Annotated in this window: 27 protein-coding genes and 1 other RNA gene; 13 read left to right on the top strand and 15 right to left on the bottom strand. The window is 67.9% G+C overall.

Annotation, left to right across the window (positions count from 1 at the left end; genetic code table 11):
• The first annotated feature begins 57 nt into the window (after positions 1 to 57).
• From pspA to AC07M8_RS03370, 9 genes are all read left to right on the top strand, one after another.
• Entirely contained in the window at positions 58 to 738 is a 681-nt protein-coding gene (pspA, locus tag AC07M8_RS03410) for a phage shock protein PspA (protein ID WP_495172980.1), read from the top strand.
• A gap of 4 nt (positions 739 to 742) precedes the next feature.
• Positions 743 to 1,009 (top strand): envelope stress response membrane protein PspB, encoded by a 267-nt coding sequence (gene pspB / locus AC07M8_RS03405; protein ID WP_495173142.1) that lies wholly within the window; start codon positions 743 to 745, stop codon positions 1,007 to 1,009.
• Position 1,010: 1 nt separating this feature from the next.
• Entirely contained in the window at positions 1,011 to 1,388 is a 378-nt protein-coding gene (gene pspC, locus AC07M8_RS03400) for an envelope stress response membrane protein PspC (RefSeq protein WP_495172979.1), read from the top strand.
• A 45-nt stretch (positions 1,389 to 1,433) separates the two neighbouring features.
• Positions 1,434 to 1,736 carry a hypothetical protein gene (locus AC07M8_RS03395; RefSeq protein ID WP_495173141.1) on the top strand — a complete coding sequence of 101 codons (303 nt, stop codon included), beginning with the start codon at positions 1,434 to 1,436 and terminating at the stop codon, positions 1,734 to 1,736.
• A gap of 14 nt (positions 1,737 to 1,750) precedes the next feature.
• Entirely contained in the window at positions 1,751 to 2,014 is a 264-nt protein-coding gene (locus AC07M8_RS03390) for a hypothetical protein (RefSeq protein ID WP_495172978.1), read from the top strand.
• A gap of 14 nt (positions 2,015 to 2,028) precedes the next feature.
• Complete coding sequence (locus tag AC07M8_RS03385; protein WP_495172977.1) at positions 2,029 to 2,304, top strand: hypothetical protein; 276 nt, start codon at positions 2,029 to 2,031, stop codon at positions 2,302 to 2,304.
• Between the two features lie 31 nt (positions 2,305 to 2,335).
• Complete coding sequence (locus AC07M8_RS03380; RefSeq protein ID WP_495172976.1) at positions 2,336 to 2,575, top strand: hypothetical protein; 240 nt, start codon at positions 2,336 to 2,338, stop codon at positions 2,573 to 2,575.
• A 13-nt stretch (positions 2,576 to 2,588) separates the two neighbouring features.
• Complete coding sequence (locus AC07M8_RS03375) at positions 2,589 to 2,825, top strand: hypothetical protein (protein ID WP_267396005.1); 237 nt, start codon at positions 2,589 to 2,591, stop codon at positions 2,823 to 2,825.
• A gap of 91 nt (positions 2,826 to 2,916) precedes the next feature.
• Positions 2,917 to 3,324 carry a SufE family protein gene (locus tag AC07M8_RS03370; RefSeq protein WP_495173140.1) on the top strand — a complete coding sequence of 136 codons (408 nt, stop codon included), beginning with the start codon at positions 2,917 to 2,919 and terminating at the stop codon, positions 3,322 to 3,324.
• Here the strand turns inward: AC07M8_RS03370 and AC07M8_RS03365 are convergent.
• From AC07M8_RS03365 to AC07M8_RS03310, 12 genes are all read right to left on the bottom strand, one after another.
• Entirely contained in the window at positions 3,321 to 3,626 is a 306-nt protein-coding gene (locus AC07M8_RS03365; protein ID WP_495172975.1) for a (2Fe-2S) ferredoxin domain-containing protein, read from the bottom strand. The genes AC07M8_RS03370 and AC07M8_RS03365 overlap by 4 nt on opposite strands.
• Positions 3,611 to 4,150, bottom strand: a complete 540-nt coding sequence (locus tag AC07M8_RS03360; RefSeq protein ID WP_267396008.1) for a J domain-containing protein — start codon at positions 4,148 to 4,150, stop codon at positions 3,611 to 3,613. Before AC07M8_RS03360 ends, AC07M8_RS03365 begins: the two co-directional genes overlap by 16 nt.
• Positions 4,151 to 4,198: 48 nt before the next feature.
• Entirely contained in the window at positions 4,199 to 6,133 is a 1,935-nt protein-coding gene (locus AC07M8_RS03355) for a hypothetical protein (protein ID WP_495172974.1), read from the bottom strand.
• A 78-nt stretch (positions 6,134 to 6,211) separates the two neighbouring features.
• An RNA gene (gene rnpB / locus AC07M8_RS03350) (RNase P RNA component class A) lies at positions 6,212 to 6,594 on the bottom strand.
• A gap of 10 nt (positions 6,595 to 6,604) precedes the next feature.
• Positions 6,605 to 7,294 (bottom strand): N-acetylmuramoyl-L-alanine amidase, encoded by a 690-nt coding sequence (locus AC07M8_RS03345; RefSeq protein WP_495172973.1) that lies wholly within the window; start codon positions 7,292 to 7,294, stop codon positions 6,605 to 6,607.
• Positions 7,295 to 7,336: 42 nt separating this feature from the next.
• Entirely contained in the window at positions 7,337 to 8,194 is an 858-nt protein-coding gene (locus AC07M8_RS03340; protein WP_495172972.1) for a CheR family methyltransferase, read from the bottom strand.
• Positions 8,191 to 9,315, bottom strand: a complete 1,125-nt coding sequence (cheB, locus tag AC07M8_RS03335; RefSeq protein WP_495172971.1) for a chemotaxis-specific protein-glutamate methyltransferase CheB — start codon at positions 9,313 to 9,315, stop codon at positions 8,191 to 8,193. The genes AC07M8_RS03340 and cheB overlap by 4 nt, the downstream gene beginning before the upstream one ends.
• A 19-nt stretch (positions 9,316 to 9,334) precedes the next feature.
• On the bottom strand, positions 9,335 to 9,700 hold the full coding sequence (locus AC07M8_RS03330) for a response regulator (RefSeq protein ID WP_495172970.1): 366 nt from the start codon (positions 9,698 to 9,700) through the stop codon (positions 9,335 to 9,337).
• A gap of 83 nt (positions 9,701 to 9,783) precedes the next feature.
• The gene (locus AC07M8_RS03325) at positions 9,784 to 10,209 is read right to left on the bottom strand and encodes a chemotaxis protein CheW (RefSeq protein ID WP_267396014.1); all 426 of its coding nucleotides are present in this window, start codon (positions 10,207 to 10,209) and stop codon (positions 9,784 to 9,786) included.
• The gene (locus AC07M8_RS03320; RefSeq protein WP_495172969.1) at positions 10,209 to 12,503 is read right to left on the bottom strand and encodes a chemotaxis protein CheA; all 2,295 of its coding nucleotides are present in this window, start codon (positions 12,501 to 12,503) and stop codon (positions 10,209 to 10,211) included. The genes AC07M8_RS03325 and AC07M8_RS03320 overlap by 1 nt, the downstream gene beginning before the upstream one ends.
• A gap of 72 nt (positions 12,504 to 12,575) precedes the next feature.
• On the bottom strand, positions 12,576 to 13,220 hold the full coding sequence (locus AC07M8_RS03315) for a histidine phosphotransferase family protein (protein ID WP_495172968.1): 645 nt from the start codon (positions 13,218 to 13,220) through the stop codon (positions 12,576 to 12,578).
• The gene (locus tag AC07M8_RS03310; protein WP_495172967.1) at positions 13,211 to 13,669 is read right to left on the bottom strand and encodes a M67 family metallopeptidase; all 459 of its coding nucleotides are present in this window, start codon (positions 13,667 to 13,669) and stop codon (positions 13,211 to 13,213) included. Before AC07M8_RS03310 ends, AC07M8_RS03315 begins: the two co-directional genes overlap by 10 nt.
• A 17-nt stretch (positions 13,670 to 13,686) precedes the next feature.
• Between AC07M8_RS03310 and AC07M8_RS03305 the strand changes: the two genes are divergently transcribed.
• From AC07M8_RS03305 to mtgA, 4 genes are all read left to right on the top strand, one after another.
• Positions 13,687 to 14,634 (top strand): RluA family pseudouridine synthase, encoded by a 948-nt coding sequence (locus tag AC07M8_RS03305; RefSeq protein WP_495172966.1) that lies wholly within the window; start codon positions 13,687 to 13,689, stop codon positions 14,632 to 14,634.
• Between the two features lie 61 nt (positions 14,635 to 14,695).
• Positions 14,696 to 15,601, top strand: a complete 906-nt coding sequence (gene rpoH, locus AC07M8_RS03300) for an RNA polymerase sigma factor RpoH (protein WP_495172965.1) — start codon at positions 14,696 to 14,698, stop codon at positions 15,599 to 15,601.
• A 2-nt stretch (positions 15,602 to 15,603) separates the two neighbouring features.
• Positions 15,604 to 16,863 (top strand): flavin monoamine oxidase family protein, encoded by a 1,260-nt coding sequence (locus AC07M8_RS03295; RefSeq protein WP_495172964.1) that lies wholly within the window; start codon positions 15,604 to 15,606, stop codon positions 16,861 to 16,863.
• Between the two features lie 31 nt (positions 16,864 to 16,894).
• Entirely contained in the window at positions 16,895 to 17,569 is a 675-nt protein-coding gene (mtgA, locus tag AC07M8_RS03290) for a monofunctional biosynthetic peptidoglycan transglycosylase (protein WP_495172963.1), read from the top strand.
• A 222-nt stretch (positions 17,570 to 17,791) separates the two neighbouring features.
• Here mtgA and AC07M8_RS03285 read toward each other — a convergent pair whose 3' ends face one another.
• The 3 genes from AC07M8_RS03285 to AC07M8_RS03275 all read right to left on the bottom strand — a co-directional run bounded on the left by AC07M8_RS03285 (position 17,792) and on the right by AC07M8_RS03275 (position 20,099).
• Entirely contained in the window at positions 17,792 to 18,037 is a 246-nt protein-coding gene (locus tag AC07M8_RS03285) for a hypothetical protein (protein WP_495172962.1), read from the bottom strand.
• Positions 18,038 to 18,108: 71 nt separating this feature from the next.
• On the bottom strand, positions 18,109 to 18,432 hold the full coding sequence (locus AC07M8_RS03280; RefSeq protein WP_495172961.1) for a YbaB/EbfC family nucleoid-associated protein: 324 nt from the start codon (positions 18,430 to 18,432) through the stop codon (positions 18,109 to 18,111).
• Positions 18,429 to 20,099, bottom strand: coding sequence for a DNA polymerase III subunit gamma/tau (locus AC07M8_RS03275; protein WP_495172960.1), 1,671 nt, complete (start codon positions 20,097 to 20,099; stop codon positions 18,429 to 18,431). The genes AC07M8_RS03280 and AC07M8_RS03275 overlap by 4 nt, the downstream gene beginning before the upstream one ends.
• Between the last annotated feature and the right edge of the window lie 139 nt (positions 20,100 to 20,238).

Below are 20,238 nucleotides of genomic sequence, written 5' to 3'. Positions count from 1 at the left end.
GGGGCGGGTCCTTATCCCTCGCCCGCCCCGGCACTTATTCCAGGAGCACCACCACCGATGGGCATTTTCTCCCGCACCCGCGACATCGTCGCTGCCAATTTCGCAGATCTGCTCGAGAAGGCGGAAGATCCCGCCAAGATGATCCGCATGATCATCCTCGAGATGGAGGAAACGCTGGTCGAGGTTCGCGCCTCCGCCGCGCGCACCATCGCCGACCAGAAGGAGATGCGCCGCCACATCGCCAAGCTCGATCAGCTCCAGGACAATTGGACCGAGAAGGCCGAGCTGGCGCTGAGCAAGAACCGCGAGGATCTCGCCAAGGCGGCCTTGGTCGAAAAGCAGAAAGCGGCCGACATGGCCGATCAGCTGAAAGCCGAAGTCGGCGTCCTCGACGATGCGTTGCGCGCCGCGGAAGAGGATATCGCCAAGCTCCAGAAGAAGCTCAGCGAAGCCCGCACCAAGCAGTCGAACGTCCAGACGCGGCTCGAGAGCGCCAACAACCGCTATCGCCTGCGCGAGATGTACGCCGGCCCCAAGACGCACGAGGCGTTCAGCCGCTTCGATGTCCTGGAGCGCCGGGTGGACGATGCCGAAGGCCGCGCCGAGGCGATGGGCCTGGGCGCGCTGCCCAAGACGCTCGAGGAAGAGATCGCCGAGCTGCGCGCCAGCGACAAGGTCGATGCCGAACTGGCAGCGCTGAAGGCGCGGCTGAGCGGCAACACCAGCCGGGAGGGTTGAGATGCTGGACGAGGTTCTGCTCCCCATCATCATCTGCGGGATGCTGTTCATCGGCCTGCCGTGGATCCTCTTCCACTATGTCACCAAGTGGAAGCAGGCGCCCAAGATCACCGACGAGGACGAGCGGCTGCTCGACGAGATGTACAATCTCGCCCGCCGCCTCGAGGAACGGGTCAACACCGTCGAGCGGATCGTCGCCGCCGACAACCCGGACTGGAAGCCGCATCTCGATGCGCCCCAGTCCACCTACCAGATCGATCGGAGGAACTGAGATGTCCGCCAGCCGCACCAAATTCTACCTCGACAAGCAGGACGCGAAATGGGCCGGGGTCTGCTCCGGGATCGCCGACTACACCGGCGTCGATGTCACCCTCATCCGCGTCGCGGTGGTGGTGCTGACCCTGGTGACCAGTGGCTGGGTGTTCCTCGGCTATCTCGCCGCCGCCTGGCTGGCGCCGACCAAGCCGATCGGCCTCTACCAGGACGCCGACGACCAGAAGTTCTGGCAGGGCGTGCGCAGCAACACCAGGCGCTCCACCGCCGAGGTGCGCAGCAAGTTCCGCGACATCGATCGCCGGCTCGCCGACATCGAGACGCACTACACCAGCCGCAACAGCCAGCTGGCCAACGAAATCGACGCCCTGCGCTGAGCCTGGAAGGCTCGCGAGCGGCAAAAGGGGAGAATAGACATGGACATGGGTTGGATGGTTCCGGTGGGGGTAGTCGGCGCGATTTCGGCGCGGCACGCCTTCACCACCTGGGTGAAGGCCAAGCATGGCTACCCGATCGAGGAAGAAAGCCGCCGCAGCCGGCGCAATCGCGGCGCTGCCGGCAGCGACATCGAGGCCGAGCGCAAGATCATGCTGCTCACCAACGAGAACGACAAGCTGACCGGCCAGGTCGGTCGCCTCGAGGAGCGCATCGCCGTGCTCGAACGCATCGCCACCGATCCCGCCGAGCGCACCGCCCGCGAGATCGAAGCCCTCCGCGACCGCTAGGAAGGAGCCCCGTGATGGGACCGGATCATGTCTTCTTCATGTTCGTCGGCGCGGCGATCACGCTCGCCATCCAATGGTACGGCCGCCGCAAGGTCCGTCAGGCGATCGCCGCCCCGGATCTCGACGCCCGCCGCAACATCGAGCTGCTCGATGCCGAGAACAGCCAGCGGATCGGCCAGATCGACCGGCTGCAGGAACGCCTCGCCACGGTGGAGAGCATCGTCACCGATCGCTCGCACCGGTTGGGCCACGAAATCGAGCAGTTGCGCAGTCGATAACCAGGGGGCAGACCATGTTGAACGGCTTCACCATCTTCATGCTCGCGGTCGTCGTGGTCGGACTGCCGGTCGTCCTCGGCATCGGCAGCGAGATCTTCAAGCGCTGGCTCGATCACAAGGAGCGGATGGCCTCCGCGCTCAACGCCCAGGCGGCGGAGAAGGCGGCGCAATATGCCGCCCATACCGAGCGGCTGGAGCAGCGGGTGCGGGTGCTGGAACGGATCGCCACCGATCGCGGCGCCGATCTTGCCGACGAGATCGCCCGGCTCGAACACCCGCCGCTCAACTGAACTGCTCCTCGCAACACGGAGTATCACGGCCATGAACCCGCTTGAACTGGTCCTCGGCATCGTCATCGTCGTGACGATCGCCAAGGTGCTGAGAGACCGATACCATTATCAGGCACACGCCCGACCGGCGGCCGACAGCGTCGAGGCGCTGCGGCTTCAGGACGAGGTCCGCGCGCTCAAGGAACGCGTCCAGGTGTTGGAGCGCGTGATCACCGACAACCATGGCAGCGCCGATCTGGATCGCCAGATCGAGCGGCTGCGCGACCGCTGAAAGGAGGCGGACCATGACCGATCCCACTACCTATCTCACCCTGTCGCTCTCGGCGCTCGCCGGGCTCGGCATGATCGTCACCGCAAGCCTGTCGGGCTGGCGCGGCTGGCTGGCGCTCAAGCACCAGCAACTCGATCAGGAGCATGAGACCGCCGCCCCCGGCCCCTCGGCCGGCTCGCGGATCGAGATCGCCGATCTCAAGGAGCGCATCAAGAAGCTGGAAGCGATCGCCGCCGGCGTCGATCTGTGACCGTTGGCGGGAAGGCGCCGGCGCGGAAAGGCTTCCAACCCGCGCCGCGCCCCTGTACCGCGCGGCCATGTCCAGCCCCCCGCCAAGCGCCATGCCGACCCTGGCCGATGTCCGCGACGAATATGACTTCCTCGATCCCGACGATCGCTACCGGCTGCTGATCGATCTCGGCCGCGCGCTGGAGCCGATGCCCGAAGCGCTCAAGACCGATGCCACCCTGGTCCGCGGCTGTTCCGCCTCGGTCTGGGTCTATCCCACCGCCCGCAACGACGGCACGCTCCACTTCCTCGCCGATTCCAACGCCGCCATCACCAAGGGCATCATCGCGCTGGTGCTGCTGACGGTGCAGGACCAGCCCGCCGCGGCGATTACCGCCACCGACATTCCGGCCGAACTCGCCCCGTTCGATCTCGGCAAGCAGCTCAGCTCCAACCGGACCCAGGGCATCCCCAACATGATCGCGCTGATCCGCGACAGCGCGGCACGGCTAACGGGCTAGATTTCCAGCCGGGCGGCGACCTCGCCAAGCTCCGCGCCTTCGGGGATGCTCAGCCACTCGGTGGGTCGTCGGCTGTCGATCACGATCACAGCGCGCTTGGGGCAGAGGCCGAGGCATTTGGTCTCGACCACGCCGAGCGTGCTCTTGCGGCCCTTGCCGCCGCCAAGCAGCTGTCGCAGCGCCTTGGCGAGCGAGCTGTGCCCCTTCTTGCCGAACCCGCCATTGATCTTGCGGCTACATTTGCCGCACACCAGGATCGCGCCCTGCCAGTCGCTGCGGATCCGCTTCAGCGTGGGCGCCACTCACGCTGCTCCTCGGCGGTACGCAGGATCTCATAGGCCGCCTGGACTGCCTGGAAGCGGACGGCGGCATCGGCGTCGCCGGGGCGGACGTCGGGGTGGTTTTCCTTGGCCATCCGCCGCCATGCCGCCTTCACGGCATCGAAATCGGCATCGCTCTCCAGCCCCAGCGCCTCCAGCGCGCGCAGTTCGTCGCGCGAGCGGGTGCCGTCACCGGGACCGCCCCAGGCGTAATGCTTGGATTGCGTGTAGCCGGCCGCGGTGCTGCTTTCGGACGCCTCGCGTGCCGCGGCTTCCTCGGCGTTGAGCCCCTCGAAATAGTTCCAGCCGCGGTTGTACTCGCCGGCATGGGTTTCGCAGAAATACCAGCGATCGGGATTATTGGGCGATTTGGGCGCCGGGCAGTTGCCCGGTTCCTCGCAGCCGTGGCGATCGCACAGCCGCACCTGCGTTGCCTCGCGGCCGGAGCCATAGCCCCGCCAGCGGGGAAAGCCCCAGTCGTTCGATCGAGAGGTGGTACGCGCCATCGGCCCGACATAAGCCGTTGAACCGCTGGCGCAACCGCCGTGGACGGCTCAGCCGATCTTGAACGACACGCCCTGCGTGTTCGCCCCGCAGCCGAGCGCGCCGGCGGGCCGGTAGCTCTTGGCATAGGTCGCGCCGCTCACCGTCTGCACGCCGGCGCGGGTAAACACAAACGGCGGGTAGCTGACGATCGCGCGCTCGTTGAGCACCTTGCCATCGGCGGCGATGTCGAACTGGGTGCGGGTCCAGCCCTCGAAGCCCCAGACGCGGGCCTCGTCGGGGAAGGTGCCGCCGTAATGCAGCAGCTTGGGCGGGTTGTCGCTCAGCGCGCATTGGTCCGCGGACAGGCCCGATTGCGCATAAGCGGCTTGCGCCGCCTCCTTGTTGCCGCGATCCTCCTCGACCGACGCGGTGCGGATCAGTGCGCCCACCCGCAGCGGATCGTCGCGACCGAGCCCCGGCAAGGCTGCAGCCTGCTGCAGCAGTGCGAGCGCGGCATCGCGGGTCCTGCCCCGCTCATTGTCGGCCAGCATCAGCAGCAGCGCCGCGCGGGCGCGCGGGTCGCTGGCGTAAGGCTGCTCGCTCAGCATCGGCGTCACGAGGCGGCGGAACACGCCGGGCCTGTAGCTCTCGGCCTTGGCACTGGTCCGCGCGGCGATGTCGAGCCCGAGCCGCGCGGTGACCGGCGCATCGGCGGCGTTGGCGATCGCCAGCGCCCGTGTTGCGAAGCCCACCCGCTCCTCGCGCGGGACCACCGGATTGTCGATCAGCGCGACCAGCGCCGGCAGCGCCGCGAGCGACGCGCCCTGTCCCTGCGCCTCGGCCTTCGCCAGCGCCGCCCGCTGGCCGCCGAGCGCGAGCGCATCGCCCACCGTCTGCTCGGCCACCGGCTGGCCCTTGTCGGTCAGCCAGCGGGTAAGGTCGGCGGCCAGCCCGGCGCTCACCGATGGCCGCTCGAAGGCGAGGTTGCAGCGCATTTCCACCCGCATATTGTAGCGGAAGAACGTCGGCATCCGCTTCACCTGCTCCGCCGTCCACGACCATCCCCCCGCCGCTCGCGCGAATTCCAACGCGACGGCGCCGCCGCCGGCGGCATAAACCGGTCGTGCCGCAACGACGCTGCCATCGTCGGCAATCGAGAATTCGACCACCGCCATGTCCGCGGGCTTCAGCCCGGCCTCACCGCCGCAGTCGGGCGGCGTCATCTCGACCGCAGGGTTGAAGCTGCCCGAACGCAACCGCCCGGCGCCGGTCATCGCCATGTAGTGGCGTGCCTCGTCGGTATTGCCGGACAGCAGCAGCGCGATCGCGGCGTTGGATCGCGCGGAGACGTCGTTGAGGTCGGTCGCTTCGGTCAGCCCGCCCATCAGCTTGACGGCAGCAATGGTCGCCACGCGCGCGCCCGGAAGGTCACCGCGATTGAGCAGCAGCACGCCCTTCGCGGTGACGAACTGCCCGCGCACGACATCGTCCACCTTGCTGGCGGCTATCAGCGCCTCGGCTCGCGTTGCCGCCGCCGCCGCGCCGTCTGGATCGGTGAAGGTCTTGGTCTTGATGATCGCGAGCAGGGTAGACAGCTTGTCGGTCGGGGTCGCCGCCAGGGGTTCCGCTTGGTCATAGGCTGCCGCGGCGCTGGCATAGTCCACCGCATTCTGAGCGATCCGGCCGAGGTTGTAGAAGGCGTTCCACCGATCCTCGCGCAACGAGGGATCGTTCGCCGGCAGCCCGGCCAGCCCCTCGCGGGCCGCAATCACGGCATCGTCCTTGCGGTCGAGATCGAGCAGCACCGCGCTCTTGCGCACCAGCACGATCGCATGGCTGCGGCCGTTGGTGCCGACCCGCCGGTCCAGCGCTTCCCACGCTGCCAGCGCCGCAGCTTTGTCGGCGCCGGCCGATAGCGCCGCCGCCGCCTCGAAATCCTGCTGCACGCTATGCGAGGGTTGCTGCGCGGCCGCGCCCGCCATCAGACAAAGCGCCAGTGCCATCGCACCAGCCCTGCTCGTCACCCGAATCATGGCATCCCCCCAGCCGATTTGGCACGAATGTGCTCACCAAGCCGAAAAAATGCCAGAGGGTCTGTAAGCCGGGTTCTGTCCACCGGCATCAAGCCGGATAGGCGACCATTCCTCTCGGACGACGCTTGCGCGCCGCCTCCAGCAATCAACCCGGGTGACGAGCTGAAACGAAGCCCATGTGCCACCCCTATTCGATCTTGCTCCCGGTGGGGTTTACCATGCCGCTTCCGTTACCGGTCGCGCGGTGCGCTCTTGCCGCACCCTTTCACCCTTGCCCGCCCGAAGGCTTCATCCCGAAGGATTAGGCGGTCTGCTCTCTGTGGCACTGTCCCTGGGGTCGCCCCCGCCGGGCGTTACCCGGCACCGTCGTTCCGCGGAGCCCGGACTTTCCTCGACACGCTTGCGCGTGACGCGGCCGCCCGACCCTCTGGCACCCTCCCCTTAGTCGTCCCCCTGGGGTTTGGGAAGCAATAGCGCGAGCAGGATCATCCGGCATTCGGCATCCACCTCGCCGTCGATCAGCTCCGGGCGAAAGCGGCGCTGGAAGGCCATGATCGCCGCCATCGCATCGGACACGTCATAACCGAACCGCTCGAGCGCGAGCAGGAAGCCGCCCTGGGTCCACATCGGATCCATCAGATGTCGCGTCGGCCTCGGCAGCGCCAGCCGCAGCCGGGCGAGCTGATACCAGGGGAACAGCTCGCCCGGGTCGCGCTTGCGGGTCGGCGCAATGTCCGAATGGCCAACGACATTACCGCGGGTGATGCCGTGGCGCTCCTTGATCGCCGCCACCAGCGGGATCAGCGCGGCGATCTGCTGCTCGGTGAACGATCGATAGCCCCAGTCGTGCCCCGGGTTGACGATCTCGATACCGATGCTTGCCGAATTGACGTCGGTGACCCCGCGCCAATGTGACCGGCCGGCATGCCAGGCGCGGTTGTCCTCGGCGACCATGCGTAGCACCGTGCCATCCTCGTCAACCAGATAGTGGGCGGAGACCTTCGCCGCCGAATCGCACAGCCGCGCGATCGCGGAGGCCGCATCCTCCATGCCGGTATAATGCAGCACGATCATGCTGATCGGCAGCGTCCGCTCGTCGAAGTTCGGCGACGGCGTGTCGATAATGGTCATGCACCCCTCGTAGCCGCAAAAGGCGGGGGGCGTACAGAGGGCTCAGGCGGCGTTGCGGGTCCCGGGCGCAGGGCTGGCGACCCGCTCGTAGAAGCCGCGCAGCCGCTTGCTCGGCTCGAACTCGCGAGTCTGGCCGATCACCGTCTCACCGGCGCCGAGCACCAGCGTGCCGCCCGGGCGCAGCGCGCCGGCGAGTCGCGCGAATACCTGGGCCTTGATCGGCGGCGCGAAGTACAGCAGTACATTGCGGCACAGCACGATGTCGAACTGGCCGGGGGGCGCCGGCTCCGCCGCCAGATTGTGGCGGCGGACCGAGATCGCTCGGGTCAGCTCGGGGCTGGCGACCCAGTCGGCGCCCGCCGCCTCGAACCAGCGCATCATCCGGCGGATCGGCAGGCCACGCTGGATCTCGAATTGGGTAAAACGCGCTTCCCGGGTACGCGCCACTGCGGCATCGGACACGTCGGTGGCGACGATCTCGGGCACCGGCACGCCGCGGTCCTGCTGGCGCTCGGCAAACAGCATGGCCAGCGACAGCGGCTCCTGGCCCGACGAGCAACCGGCACACCAGATCCGCGGGCGTCGGCCGGTAGCCTCCACCGCGGTTGCCGCCTCGATGATCGAATCGAAGATCAGGGCGTCGCGAAAGAATGACGTTTCCCCGTTCACCAGCGCTTCGACGATCTGATCCCCCACCATCGTATCCCGTCCTTCCAACAGCACCCCGACCAGCTGATCCAGCGTTTCCAGCCCGCGATCGCGCAGCAGCGGTTTGAGCGCGGTATCGATCCGCCACGATCGGTTGCTCGCGATCTGCTGCCCGGTCCGCGCCTCGAGCAGCGCGGTCAGCACGCTTACCGCGATCGCCGAGGCACCGGGGATGGTCGGCAGGCCGGTCATGGCCGCCGCCGTGCCGCCGCGAGGCGACCGATCTCGTCGGGCGGCATCACCGCCTGGGCGAGGCCCTGTGCCGCCACCGCGCCGGGCATGCCCCAGATCACCGAGCTCGCCTTATCCTGCACCACCACGCAACCACCGGCCGCATGCACCGCCAGCGCGCCTTCGGCGCCGTCGCGGCCCATGCCGCTCAGCACGATGGCGAGCACGCGCGGACCGAACACCTCGGCGAGCGAATCGAACATCGGATCCACCGATGGCATGCAGCCGCTGGTCACGCTTTCGCGAGAGAGGCGGATGGAGGTGCTGCCGTCGCGGAGGCGCACGCAGCGCACATGGGCGTCTCCCGGCGCGACAATGATGCGCCCCGACCTGATCCGCAGCCGATCGGTCGCGACGTCGCACGGGCGGCCGCCGAGCACGGCGAGCTGCGCAGCGAAATAGGGCATGAACGAGGCCGGCAGATGCTGGGTGACCAGGATCGGCAGGCGGAAACTTGGCGGAATGGTCCGCAGCAACTGGCTCAATGCGTGGATGCCGCCGGTCGAGGCGCCGATCGCGACGATATCATAGTCGTCGTGGCCCGGCATCGGGCTGACCGATGCTGCCGCGACAGCCGACATGGTGCCGATGCGCGCCGGAGCACCAGCTGCCGCGGGCGCTTCGGCCGACAGCGGCATCGGCACGGCCGCGCCGTCGTTGAGCCGGCGCAGCTTTTCGACCAGCGCCTCGCCGAACCGCGACATCAAATGCCCCGGCGCAGGCTTCTCGAGCGTGTCGGCCGCGCCGAGCGCCAGCGCCTGCAGCGTGGTGGCCGCTCCCTCGCTCGCGCAGGAAGAGACGATCACCACCTTGGCCCCGCGGCCCGCCGCGAGCAGATCGGGCAGCGCGGTGATCCCGTCGGTGCCCGGCATCTGCACGTCGAGCAGGATGAAATCGACGCGTTGACTGGCCAGAAAGGCCATTGCCGCCGCCGCGGTGGACACCGAATCGGTGACCGAAAAACTGCCGCTGGCATCGATCATCCGGGCCATCACGGCCCGGGCGACCGCTGAATCGTCGACGATCAGGACGCGCGCCTTGCCGGGTTCGGGCAGGGCACATGCGATAGGGAAATGTGCCATGTGGCCGAGCCCTTCAGGGTCAGGCCATGCCCACAATCTGAAGCTTCGATTCCAGCGTGTCGCGGTCGAACGGCTTCATGACATATTCGTCCGCTCCGGCTTCGATCGCGGCACGAATATAGGCCATGCCGTTCTCGGTGGTGCAGAACACCACCTTGGGCCGCGACGGGATGCTCGATTCGCGCAGCGCGCGCAGGAAATCCATCCCGCTCATCACCGGCATGTTCCAGTCGAGCAGGATCACGTCGGGCGCGGATAGCAGGCACGCATCGAGCGCCTCACGGCCATCGCAGGCCTCGCTGACGGAAAAGTCGAGTGTTTCAAGGATATGGCGGGCGACCTTACGGATCACCTTCGAATCGTCGACAACGAGGCAGGTCTTCATGAATGGGCCTTTTTGTGCGGTGGCGCGGGATCGTTATGCCTGGGAAGCGTAAGCGGGGCGTTAAGCTGCAAGACGATTACGGATCAGGCGGCGAGCGCCTGGGACGGGATCAGCGCGGCGAGGTCGACGATCAGCATCGGCTCGCCGTCGCGCTCCACCAGCCCGGTGCCCGCGGCGGCCCAGCCGCGGTCCAGCGCCAGGCCGGACGACAGCGGCTGGCGTTCGAACAACGCCACGTCCTCCAGCGAATCAACCAGGATGGCATAATGGTGACCATCGAAGCGGGTGATGATCGCGCGGCGGGTGCTCGCGGGGGTCGGCTCGAGGCCGAGCGCGGTGCCGGTGTCGATCACCGTCACCACCCGGCTGCGCAGCGCCACCAGCCCGCGCACCGCGGCCTCGGCGCGCGGCACCGCCACCACCTCGGCAATGTCGACCACCGAATCGACCTGACCCGCCTCGATGGCGACGCCGCGGCCGGCGATATGGGCGATCAGGAACAGTTCCATCAGCGGCCTCCCGCCACGTCCGCCAGCGCCGCGATCAGCGCGGGCCGGTCATATCGATAGATGCTGGTATCGTCGGGCTCGGCGGCGCGCTCGCGACGCAGGCGCACCAGCGGCGCGTCGCTCGCCGGCGGGTCGACATCGTCCATCGCCAGCGCCACGCTCGCCGTTTCGCCGACGGGCCGCTGCGTAACGCAGCGATAGCCCGCCGCCTCCAGCGTCGGCTTGAGAAAGGTTTCCATCCAGCCCGAGCCGTCGCCCTGCAGCCAGCAGAGCGGCTGGTCCTCGGCCGGGCGTTGCTCGTCGGCGAACAAGGCATGCGCATCGACCACCTCGACCTGCTCGTCGCCGACGATCACCACGCCGGCGATTGGGCCGTTACCCCGCGCGGGGGAGATCTCCGCCGGCAGGACGACGATCTCGGTCGCTTCGGCAATCGCATAAGCGAGCTCGCAGGCGCCATCGGTGAGCCGCAGCACCGCTACCTCGTGGCGCTGCTCGAAGCCGGCGACGGCGTGGAGCGGCACCAGCGCGCCGCCGATGGCGAGGCGCAGCCGGCCGCCAGTCAGCCGGATTGCGTCGGTCGAGACGGTTTCCACGCGATCGATCGCCGCGAGCGGCATCACCCGGCGCTGGCCGTCGAGGTCGTCGAACAGAAGCGCGCGGATGCCGGTCGTCGCCTCGGCGACGATGGCGTCGTCGGTCGCGGCGGCACGTTGGAACTTGAGGCCGGCGACGGCGGCGATCCCCGATCCGTCGAGCAGCAACATCGGCAATCCGCTGTCGGGCAGCGTCTGGCCGGCATAGACACCGGTCGCCATCACCGCCGGCGCCGCGGGCTTGACGACCAGCTCCTCGGTATCGAGCACCTCGTCGATCGCCAGCGCGTAATCGCCGTCGCGCGTGGAGACGATCGCGAGCGTGCCGGGCTCGCCGCCGCCGAGGCCGAGCACATCGCCCAGCCCTACCAGCGGCAGCCGCTGGCCGCGGACCGTCGCCACCATCGCATCGCCGACCGAGTCGATCCGCACCGAATCGCCGCGCACCCGGACGATCTCCTCGACCGACTGGCGTGCGATCGCGAAGCGCTGGTCGCCGACGCCGAGCACGATGGTGGAGATGATCGACAGCGTCAGCGGCACGTGGATGACGATCGTCAGCCCCCGGCCCGGCTGGTTGGCGAGCACGATCCGCCCGCCGATCTGTTCGATGTTGGCGCGGACCACGTCCATGCCGACGCCGCGGCCAGAGATCGCCGTCACCATGTCGCGGCTGGAGAGGCCGGCGTGGAAGATAAGGTCGAGCTTGGCGGCCTCGTCCATCGCGGCGAGCTCGGCGCCGGTGTAGAGCCGCTGCTCGCGCGCCTTGGCGACGAGCCGGTCGACATCGATGCCACGGCCGTCGTCGGCAACCTCGATAAGGATCTGGTTTCCCGACTGGCGCGCCGATACCAGCAGCTTGCCGGCCTCGGCCTTGCCCGCCGCGCGGCGCTCGGTGGCGAATTCGATGCCATGGTCCACCGAGTTGCGGATGATGTGCACCAGGGGATCACGCATCAGCTCGATCATCTCGCGATCGAGCTCGACGTCCGAGCCGTCGATCGACAGCGCCACCATCTTGCCGAGTTCCGCCGCTGTATCGCGCACCATCCGCGGCAGCGCCGAAAACAGCGCGTCGATCTTCTGCATGCGCGTTCGGGTGACGGTGTCGCGCATCTCGGCGACCGTCAGCGACAAGCGCTCCAGCGCCGCCTCGATTCGCGGATCGACCTGCTCGTCGCGCAGCCGGCGGGCCAGCTCGTTGCGCGCCAGCACCATCTCCGACATGCCGCTCATCATCCGGTCGAGCAGGTCGACGTTGAGCCGTACCGAGCGGGTATTGCTGCGTGGCGCCCCGGCAGGCTGCGCCTGCACCGCGACGATCGGCTGGGCGTCCTCGGCCAGCGCCGCGATCAGTTCGTCTTCATTGGCATCGTCCAGCGCCACGCCGGCATCGATCGCCTCGACCAGCTCGCCGATCCGGTCGACGATCGCGAGCACCGCATTGACCAGCGCGGTGGATGGCGTTCGCTTGCCCTCGCGCGCCGCGGCGAGCACGTCCTCGGCGGCATGGCTCAGCCGGGCGAGCCGCGGCAGATCTAGGAAACCGCAGCTCCCCTTCACCGTGTGCACGAAGCGGAAGATGGCATCCAGCCGGGCGCGATCGGCGGGATCCGCTTCCCACGCGACGATCTCCCCCGAGAGCGCATCGAGCGTCTCGCGGGTCTCGGCAATGAATTCCTGAAGCAGCTCGTCCATGGGCCCCCAGCGGTCTGAGGGTCGTCTTGGCCGAGAAGGAGTTAAGGGGCCGTTTACTGGCTACCTGCGCGATCAGCCCGCGTTGAACACCGCGCCCAGGATCAGCACGTTGTCGGCGGGCTCGACGATCTGCACCGCGCCGCCGGCCTCGGCCGCCAGCGTGTGGACCAGATAGGCCGCCGCGGCGCGCGGCGTGACGCCGCCCGGCCGCTCGCCGTCGGTCAGCGTCGCGCGCAGCTCGGGGTCGAGCACGATCCGCGGCCCTTCGATCTTGACCACGATCTCGAGCTGGCCCTCATTCTCCTCGCCGCCGACCGACAGCGTGCCGCCGCGTACCAGCGCCTCGCTGGCGATCAGCGTCAGGTTAAGCAACACCTTGATCGCGCCCTTGGGCAGCGCATCGGATTCGACGAACCAGCCAAGCTCGATCCGCTTGTTGTCCACCAGCAGGCCCTCGATCGCCGCCTTCGCCTCGCGGGTGTCGACGCTCTCGCCGAAACCGCCCGCGGCGCCGAAGGCGAGCCGGAAGAACTTGAGCTTGTTGGCCGAGGCTCGCGCGCTCTCGGTGAGTAGTTCGAATACCCGGGCGCGCATCTCGGTATCGGTCTCGTCGGACAAGAGCTCGAGCCCGTTGTTGAGCGCGCCGACCGGCGACAGCAGGTCATGGCACAGCCGCGAGCAGAGCAGGCTCGCAAAATCGACCGGGCTCACTGGCATTGTTCGTCCCCTGGTAATTGCCGTCTCTCTGGCGAAGCCGACTCGGCCGCGCAAGAGATTGCGACGGGATCGAACCGCCCGTGGATCGTGCCGTCCGCCACCGCGCGCCAGCCGCGCACGAGCCCCCCCGCCACGATCAGCCACAGCGATCCATCGGGCGCCGCATCGTTCGCGTCGCACGCGGAGGGCAGCGCAACGCCGTTGGGATGCGAGTGGTAATGGCCGATTGGGCGTGCGCCGCCGGCTCGTGCCACACGATGAGCGGCGAGCAAGGCGGCAGGATCGATCTCGAACCGGCGTGCCGGCGCCGCGGCGACGTTGCGGCAGGGCAGAATGGCGCTGACGCGGTCGGTGTCGCCGAGCAGCAGCCCGCAGATCTCCTCCTCCGGAGAATTTGCCGCTGCATCCTTGATGCGCTGCAGCAGCTCGCTTGAAATCTCCACCGTCACGCCCACATCACTAGGCCATGGACCGGGGGGTTTCCATCATCGAAGCGCTGATCGCGCCTGACGCCGACGGGTGGCGGCTCGACCGTGCGCTTGCCGATGCGGTGCCGACGCTGTCGCGCGAGCGCCTCAAGGTGCTGATCGCGAGCGGCGCCGTATCGCGCGCGGGCGCATTGTTCCGCGATCCGGCGAAGAAGGCGACGGCCGGCGACACCTTCGCGCTGGCAATCCCCGATCCTACGCCCGCGCATAACGAGGCGCAGGATATTCCGCTCGTCGTCGCCTATGAGGACGAGCATCTGATCGTGATCGACAAGCCGGCCGGTCTGGTGGTGCATCCCGCCGCCGGCAACTTCGACGGCACGCTGGTCAACGCGCTGCTTCATCATTGCAACGGCAGCCTGTCCGGAATCGGCGGGGTCGCGCGGCCGGGCATCGTCCACCGTATCGACAAGGACACGTCGGGGTTGATGGTCGCGGCCAAGACCGATCGCGCGCACGAGGGGCTCGCCCGACAGTTCCACGACCACAGCATCGATCGCCGCTACAAGGCGATCGTCGGCGGCGTGCCGCGACCGGCGGAGGGCACCATCGACGCGCCGCTCGCGCGCAGCGCCCAGAATCGCAAGAAGATCGCGATCGTCGCCGGCGGCAAGCGCGCGGTCACCCATTTCCGCACCGTGCAGCGCCTCAAGGAAGCGGCGCTGGTCGAGTGTCGGCTCGAGACGGGGCGAACCCACCAAGTGCGCGTCCACATGACCTCGATCGGGCATGCCTTGTTGGGTGACCCGGTCTATGGTAGAACAAAAGGTGCTCAGAAGGCGCTTCTCGAAACCCTCGGTTTCCGCCGTCAGGCCTTGCACGCGGCGCACCTCGGGTTCATCCACCCGGTGAAAAATACCGCTTTGGCGTTCGAGAGCGAAATGCCTGCCGACATGCAGGAACTGTTCACCGAGCTTCACGTATAGAGACGAGCCGTTCTTCGCCGCACTGCGGGATAAACGCCTCCACAGAAAGGGAGATCAGATCATGGCAGCACGCAGCAACGTCCCGGCGACGATTCCTGCCCTCGGCGGCGAGCAGAGCCTCAACCGCTATCTGTCCGAGATCAAGAAATTCCCCCTGCTCCAGCCGGAGCAGGAATATATGCTCGCCAAGCGCTTCCAGGAGCATGGCGACACGGAGGCGGCCGCCCAGCTCGTCACCAGCCATCTGCGCTTGGTCGCCAAGATCGCGATGGGCTATCGCGGCTATGGCCTGCCGACCTCCGAGCTGATCTCCGAGGGCAACATCGGCTTGATGCAGGGCGTCAAGAAGTTCGAGCCCGATCGCGGGTTCCGCCTCGCGACCTACGCGATGTGGTGGATCCGCGCCTCGATCCAGGAGTACATCCTGCGGTCGTGGAGCCTAGTAAAGATGGGCACCACCGCGGCGCAGAAGAAGCTGTTCTTCAACCTGCGCCGGATGAAGTCCAAGCTCGACGCGTTCGAGGACGGCGATCTCAAGCCCGAGCATATCACCAAGATCGCCACCGATCTGGGCGTGGCCGAGAGCGACGTGATCAGCATGAACCGCCGCATGGCGATGGGCGGGGATACCTCGCTCAACGTCTCGATGCGCGAGGATGGCGAAGGCCAGTGGCAGGATTGGCTCCAGGACGATGCGCCGCTGCAGGACTCGGTGGTTGCGGAGGCGCAGGAGGCCGATGTCCGCCACGGCATGCTGGTCGATGCGATGGATGATCTCAACGATCGCGAGAAGCACATCCTTACCGAGCGCCGGTTGACCGACGATCCCAAGACGCTCGAGGAACTGAGCCAGGTCTATGGCGTCAGCCGCGAGCGCGTCCGCCAGATCGAGGTTCGCGCCTTCGAGAAGCTGCAGAAGGCGATGATGCGTCTTGCCGGCGAGAAGCGACTGCTCGCCGCCGCGTAACCATGGCCGAACGGACGGGCCGCACCGTCGTCATTGGCGGCGGGGCGGCCGGCATCGCCGCCGCCCGGCGGCTGTGGGACGCGGGCACGGACGTGCTGCTCCTCGAAGCGGGGAGCCGCCTCGGCGGCCGCGCCCGCAGCTTGACGCTGGACCTCGCACCAGCTTCCTTCCCCATTCCCGCGGCCGTCACCGTCGACGCCGGCTGCGGCTGGCTTCATTCGGCGCGTCGCAATCCTTGGACGCGGCTCGCCGAGCAGACCGGCGCCGCGATTGACCGGTCGTCGCCCAATTGGGACGTGCAATGGCGTGATCTCGGTTACTCGCCGGCAGAGCAGCAGGCGTTCGGCGAGGCTTGGCACCGCTGGGAAACCGCCGCCCGCGCCGCCGCCGACGGCCCCGACCAGCCGCTCTCCGCCTTCATCGCCCGTGACGACCGCTGGCGGCCAATGATCGATGCGATCTCCGGCTATGCCAATGGCGCGCCGCTCACCGCCGTCTCGCTCCACGACTGGCTCGCTTATGAGGATGCGTCGACCGCCGACAATTGGGCGCTGCCCGGTGGCTATGGCACGCTGATCGCGGGCCATGCCGGCAGCGTGTCGGTGCGGCTCGGCACGCGTGTCACCCGCATCGATCACCGCGGCATCGCGCTGCGCATCGATACCGATGCCGGCACGGTGGACGCCGATCACGCGATCGTCTGCGTCCCCCCCACCGCGCTTGCCGCGATCGCCTTCGATCCGCCGCTGCCCGCGAAACACCACGCTGCCGCCGCGCTGCCGCTCGGGCTTGCCGACAAGGTTTTCCTTCAGGTCGACCGGATCGACTGGCCCTCCAACAGCCACCTCATTGGCAATCCGCATAGCGGCTGCTCCGCGAGCCATCGGCTCTCGCCGTTCGGCTGGCCGATCATCGAAAGCTTCTTCGGCGGCGATTGCGCCGAGGCGCTGGAAGAGGAAGGCGCCGCCGCTGACTTCGCCATCACCGAGCTCGTCGCGCTGCTCGGTGCCGACTGGCGCGCCCGCCTCACCCCGCTGGCGGCGACGCGCTGGCGCCACGAGCCGCACATCCACGGCAGCTACAGCCACGCCCGGGTCGGCCATGCCGGTGACCGGCAGATCCTGGCGGCGCCGGTGGACGATCGTCTGTTCTTCGCCGGCGAAGCCTGCTCGCGCGAGGACTTCTCCACTGCGCATGGCGCCTACCTGACCGGCGTCGCCGCGGCCGAGGCGATCCTCGCTGTGCGCCGCCCGGGGGCTTGATGGCGCGCGCCGCCGCCGTAAGGGTTGGCGCATGATCCGCCTTCTCAGCCTGCTCCTCAAGGCCGCCCTGATCTTCGTCGCCGTCACCGTACTGTGGGTCGGCATCTACCGCGTCGTACCGGTGCCCTTCACCTGGACGATGATGGGCGACGTGCTCAACGGCCATGGCGTCACCAAGCAGTGGATGTCGCTCGACGAGATGGACCCGGACATGCCGCGCGCCGCGATTGCCGGCGAGGATTCGCGCTTCTGCACGCACCACGGCTTTGATTTCCGCGCCATCGCCGGCGCGGCGGTCCGTAACGCGGAGGGCGGGCGAATCCGCGGCGGCTCGACGATCAGCCAGCAGACCGCCAAGAACGCCTTCCTGTTCCAGGGCGGTGGATACATCCGCAAGGCGTTCGAAGCCTATTTCACCGTGCTGATCGAGACGCTGTGGGGCAAGAAGCGGATCATGGAGGTGTATCTCAACATCGCCGAGACCGGGATCGGCACCTATGGCGCCGACGCCGCGGCGATCCGCTATTTCCATCACGACGCGACCCACCTCTCGCCAACCGAGGCCGGCCGAATCGCCGCGGTGCTGCCGCTGCCCAAGAAACGCGCGGCGATCGACCCGCACGGCTTTGTCCGCCAGCATGGCAATGCGCTGTCGCGATATGTCGGTGTGGTCCGCCGCGGCGGGCTGGACAGCTGCCTGCGCTAGGGGTGCATGATATCAGCCACCAGGCTAGCCTATCTGGCAGTTACGAGGGCCCTGTCCCGGCGTCTACCCCGCCTCAACCGATCCTCAAGAGGCGTCGTGGATGCCGGAACATGTCCGGCATGACGGAGCAGGAAGTACGCTGAAAAGCTAATCCCAACGCAAAACGGGGAGGAACCCCAAGGTCCCTCCCCGCCTCTCCTCTGCCCGCAGGCAAAACGCGCGTTATTTGGTGTCGTCGATCGCGCCGCCCGCCTTGTCGGCCGTCTTCTCGACGCTCTTCGCCGCCGAGGTGATTGCGTTGTTCTTGGCGTTCTCGCTGCCCTGGTGAACGAACAGGAAATAGCCGCCGATCAGCACCGCGATAAGCAGCACGATGGCAATGGCGACTCCGCCGCCACCGCCGCCGCTGCGCTCGATCACGGTGGTGTGCGTGGCGGTCGGGGTCTCTACGACTCGTTCTTCAACCATGGTGGCACCCTCTTCTAATGGTAGGGGCTCAACGCCAGGTGCCGCCAGGTTGTTCCTCAGGCGTAACGGGATCAGAACGGCAGCTTGAAGCCCGGCGGCAGTGGCAGCCCGCTGGTCATCTTCGCCATCTCGGCGCCGCTTGCCGCGTCGGCCTTGGCGCGCGCGTCGTTGAGCGCGGCGACCAGCAGGTCCTCGAGCATCTGCTTCTCGGACAGTTCGATCAGCGAATCATCGATCGCGATCGACATCATCCGTCCCTTGGCCGATGCCCTCACCTTGACCAAGCCGCCGCCCGAGACGCCCTCCACCTCGATCGTATCGAGGCCGTCCTGTGCCTTCTGCAACTCGTTCTGGACGTTCTGCGCCATGGCGAGAATTTCATCGATATTCTTCATGCTATGCTCCGTTGTCCTGGCCAGCTTTCCAGCTGCGCGTCCGGGAAGGCGGCCAGTGCTGCCTTGACCAGGGGGGTGTCGAGAACCGCCGCGCGGACGGCATCGGAATCGGCCTTGGCCTGCTCGCGCAAGGTAGGCGCCCCGGGCGCATCCTCCAAGCTGATCTTCCACACCTGGCCGGTCGATCGCTTGAGCGCCTCGGCGGCGTCGCGCAATGCGTCCGCCGACACCGGCCGCGAGCCGGACAGCACCAGCTCGGGCGCCTCGTAGCGGACCACCCGAGCGCCATTGGTTAGCTGCGCCGCCACGGCAAGATGGCCGTTTTCCTCGAGCAGGTGGATCAGCCCGGCGAAGTCGCGCGGCGGCCCGGCCGGCTCGGCGGGGACCACCGGCTCGGCCGCGGCCACCGGTGCGGCGAGCGCCGGCGCCGCAGCCGGCGCAGCCACCGAAGGCGCGGCGATCCGGCCACTGGCGATCTGCCGCGCAAGCTCGCCCGGATCGGGCAGCGTCGAGGCATGGATCGCACGCAGCAACGCCATCTCCGCCGCCTCGATCGGCAGCGCCGCCTTGGCGATCTCGTCATGCCCCTTGAGGAACAACTGCCACAAGCGGTGCAGCGCCGCGAACGACAGCGTGCCCGCCCATTCGTGACGCGCGTTTCGCTCCTCGACCGACTGGGCGGGGTCGTCCGCGGTGCCGACCTTCGTCAGGGTGATGCCATGCACGGTCTCAAGCAGCGCCCGGAACACCGAGAGCGGATCGACGCCATAATCATATTGCCGGCGCAGTGAGGCGAGCGTGGCCTGGCTGTCACCCCTCAGGATCATCCCCAGCAGGTCGCGCACCGCACCGCGATCCGACAGGCCGAGCATCTGCCGCACCGCCTCGGCGGTGACCGCGCTGCCCTCGATGCCGGCGTGCGCGATCGCCTGGTCGAGGATCGACAGCCCGTCGCGCGCCGATCCCTCCGCGGCGCGCGCGATCAGCATCAGCGCCTCGGGCTCGGCGACCATGCCTTCCTCATGCGCGACAAAGGCGAAATGCTCGGCGAGCTTCTCGGCGGTGATCCGCCGCAGGTCGAATCGCTGGCAGCGCGACAGCACGGTGATCGGCACCTTGTTCACCTCGGTGGTGGCGAACAGGAATTTGACGTGCGCGGGCGGCTCCTCGAGCGTCTTCAACAGCGCGTTGAAGGCGTTCTTGGAGAGCATGTGGACCTCGTCCACGATGTAGATCTTGAACCGCGCCGATACCGCGGCATAGCGCGACGCATCGATGATCTCGCGGACGTCGTCGACCCCGGTGTGGCTCGCCGCGTCCATCTCGATCACGTCGATATGTCGTCCCTCGGCAATCGCGCGGCACGGCTCGCATACCCCGCAGGGATCGATCGTCGGCCCGCCTTGCCCGTCGGGGCCGATGCAGTTGAGCGCCTTGGCGATCAGCCGCGCGGTGGAGGTCTTGCCCACCCCGCGTACGCCGGTCATCAAGAAGGCATGCGCCAGCCGGTCGCGCTTTATCGCATTGCCGAGCGTCGTCACCATCGCATCCTGGCCGATCAGCTCGCTGAACGTCTGCGGACGGTATTTGCGCGCGAGCACGCGATAGGCGGTGTCTGCCTTCGCCGCCGGCTGGGGCGGCTCGCCCAGATCGAAAGAGTCGGCCATGCCGATCATCTAGGCGGAACGGAGGGGGAATGTAAGGTCGGCGTTCGCCGCCGGGCGGTTCTGCCACGATACGGTCAGCGCGGCATCGAAACCAGCAAATCGGGTGTTAGCTGCCCCTGGGAAGCAGGGCGTCGCGGCA

The sequence above is a fragment of the Sphingomonas sp. GW821-FHT09E03 genome, from assembly GCF_059416225.1.
This window is presented reverse-complemented; position numbering and strand designations above follow the sequence as displayed.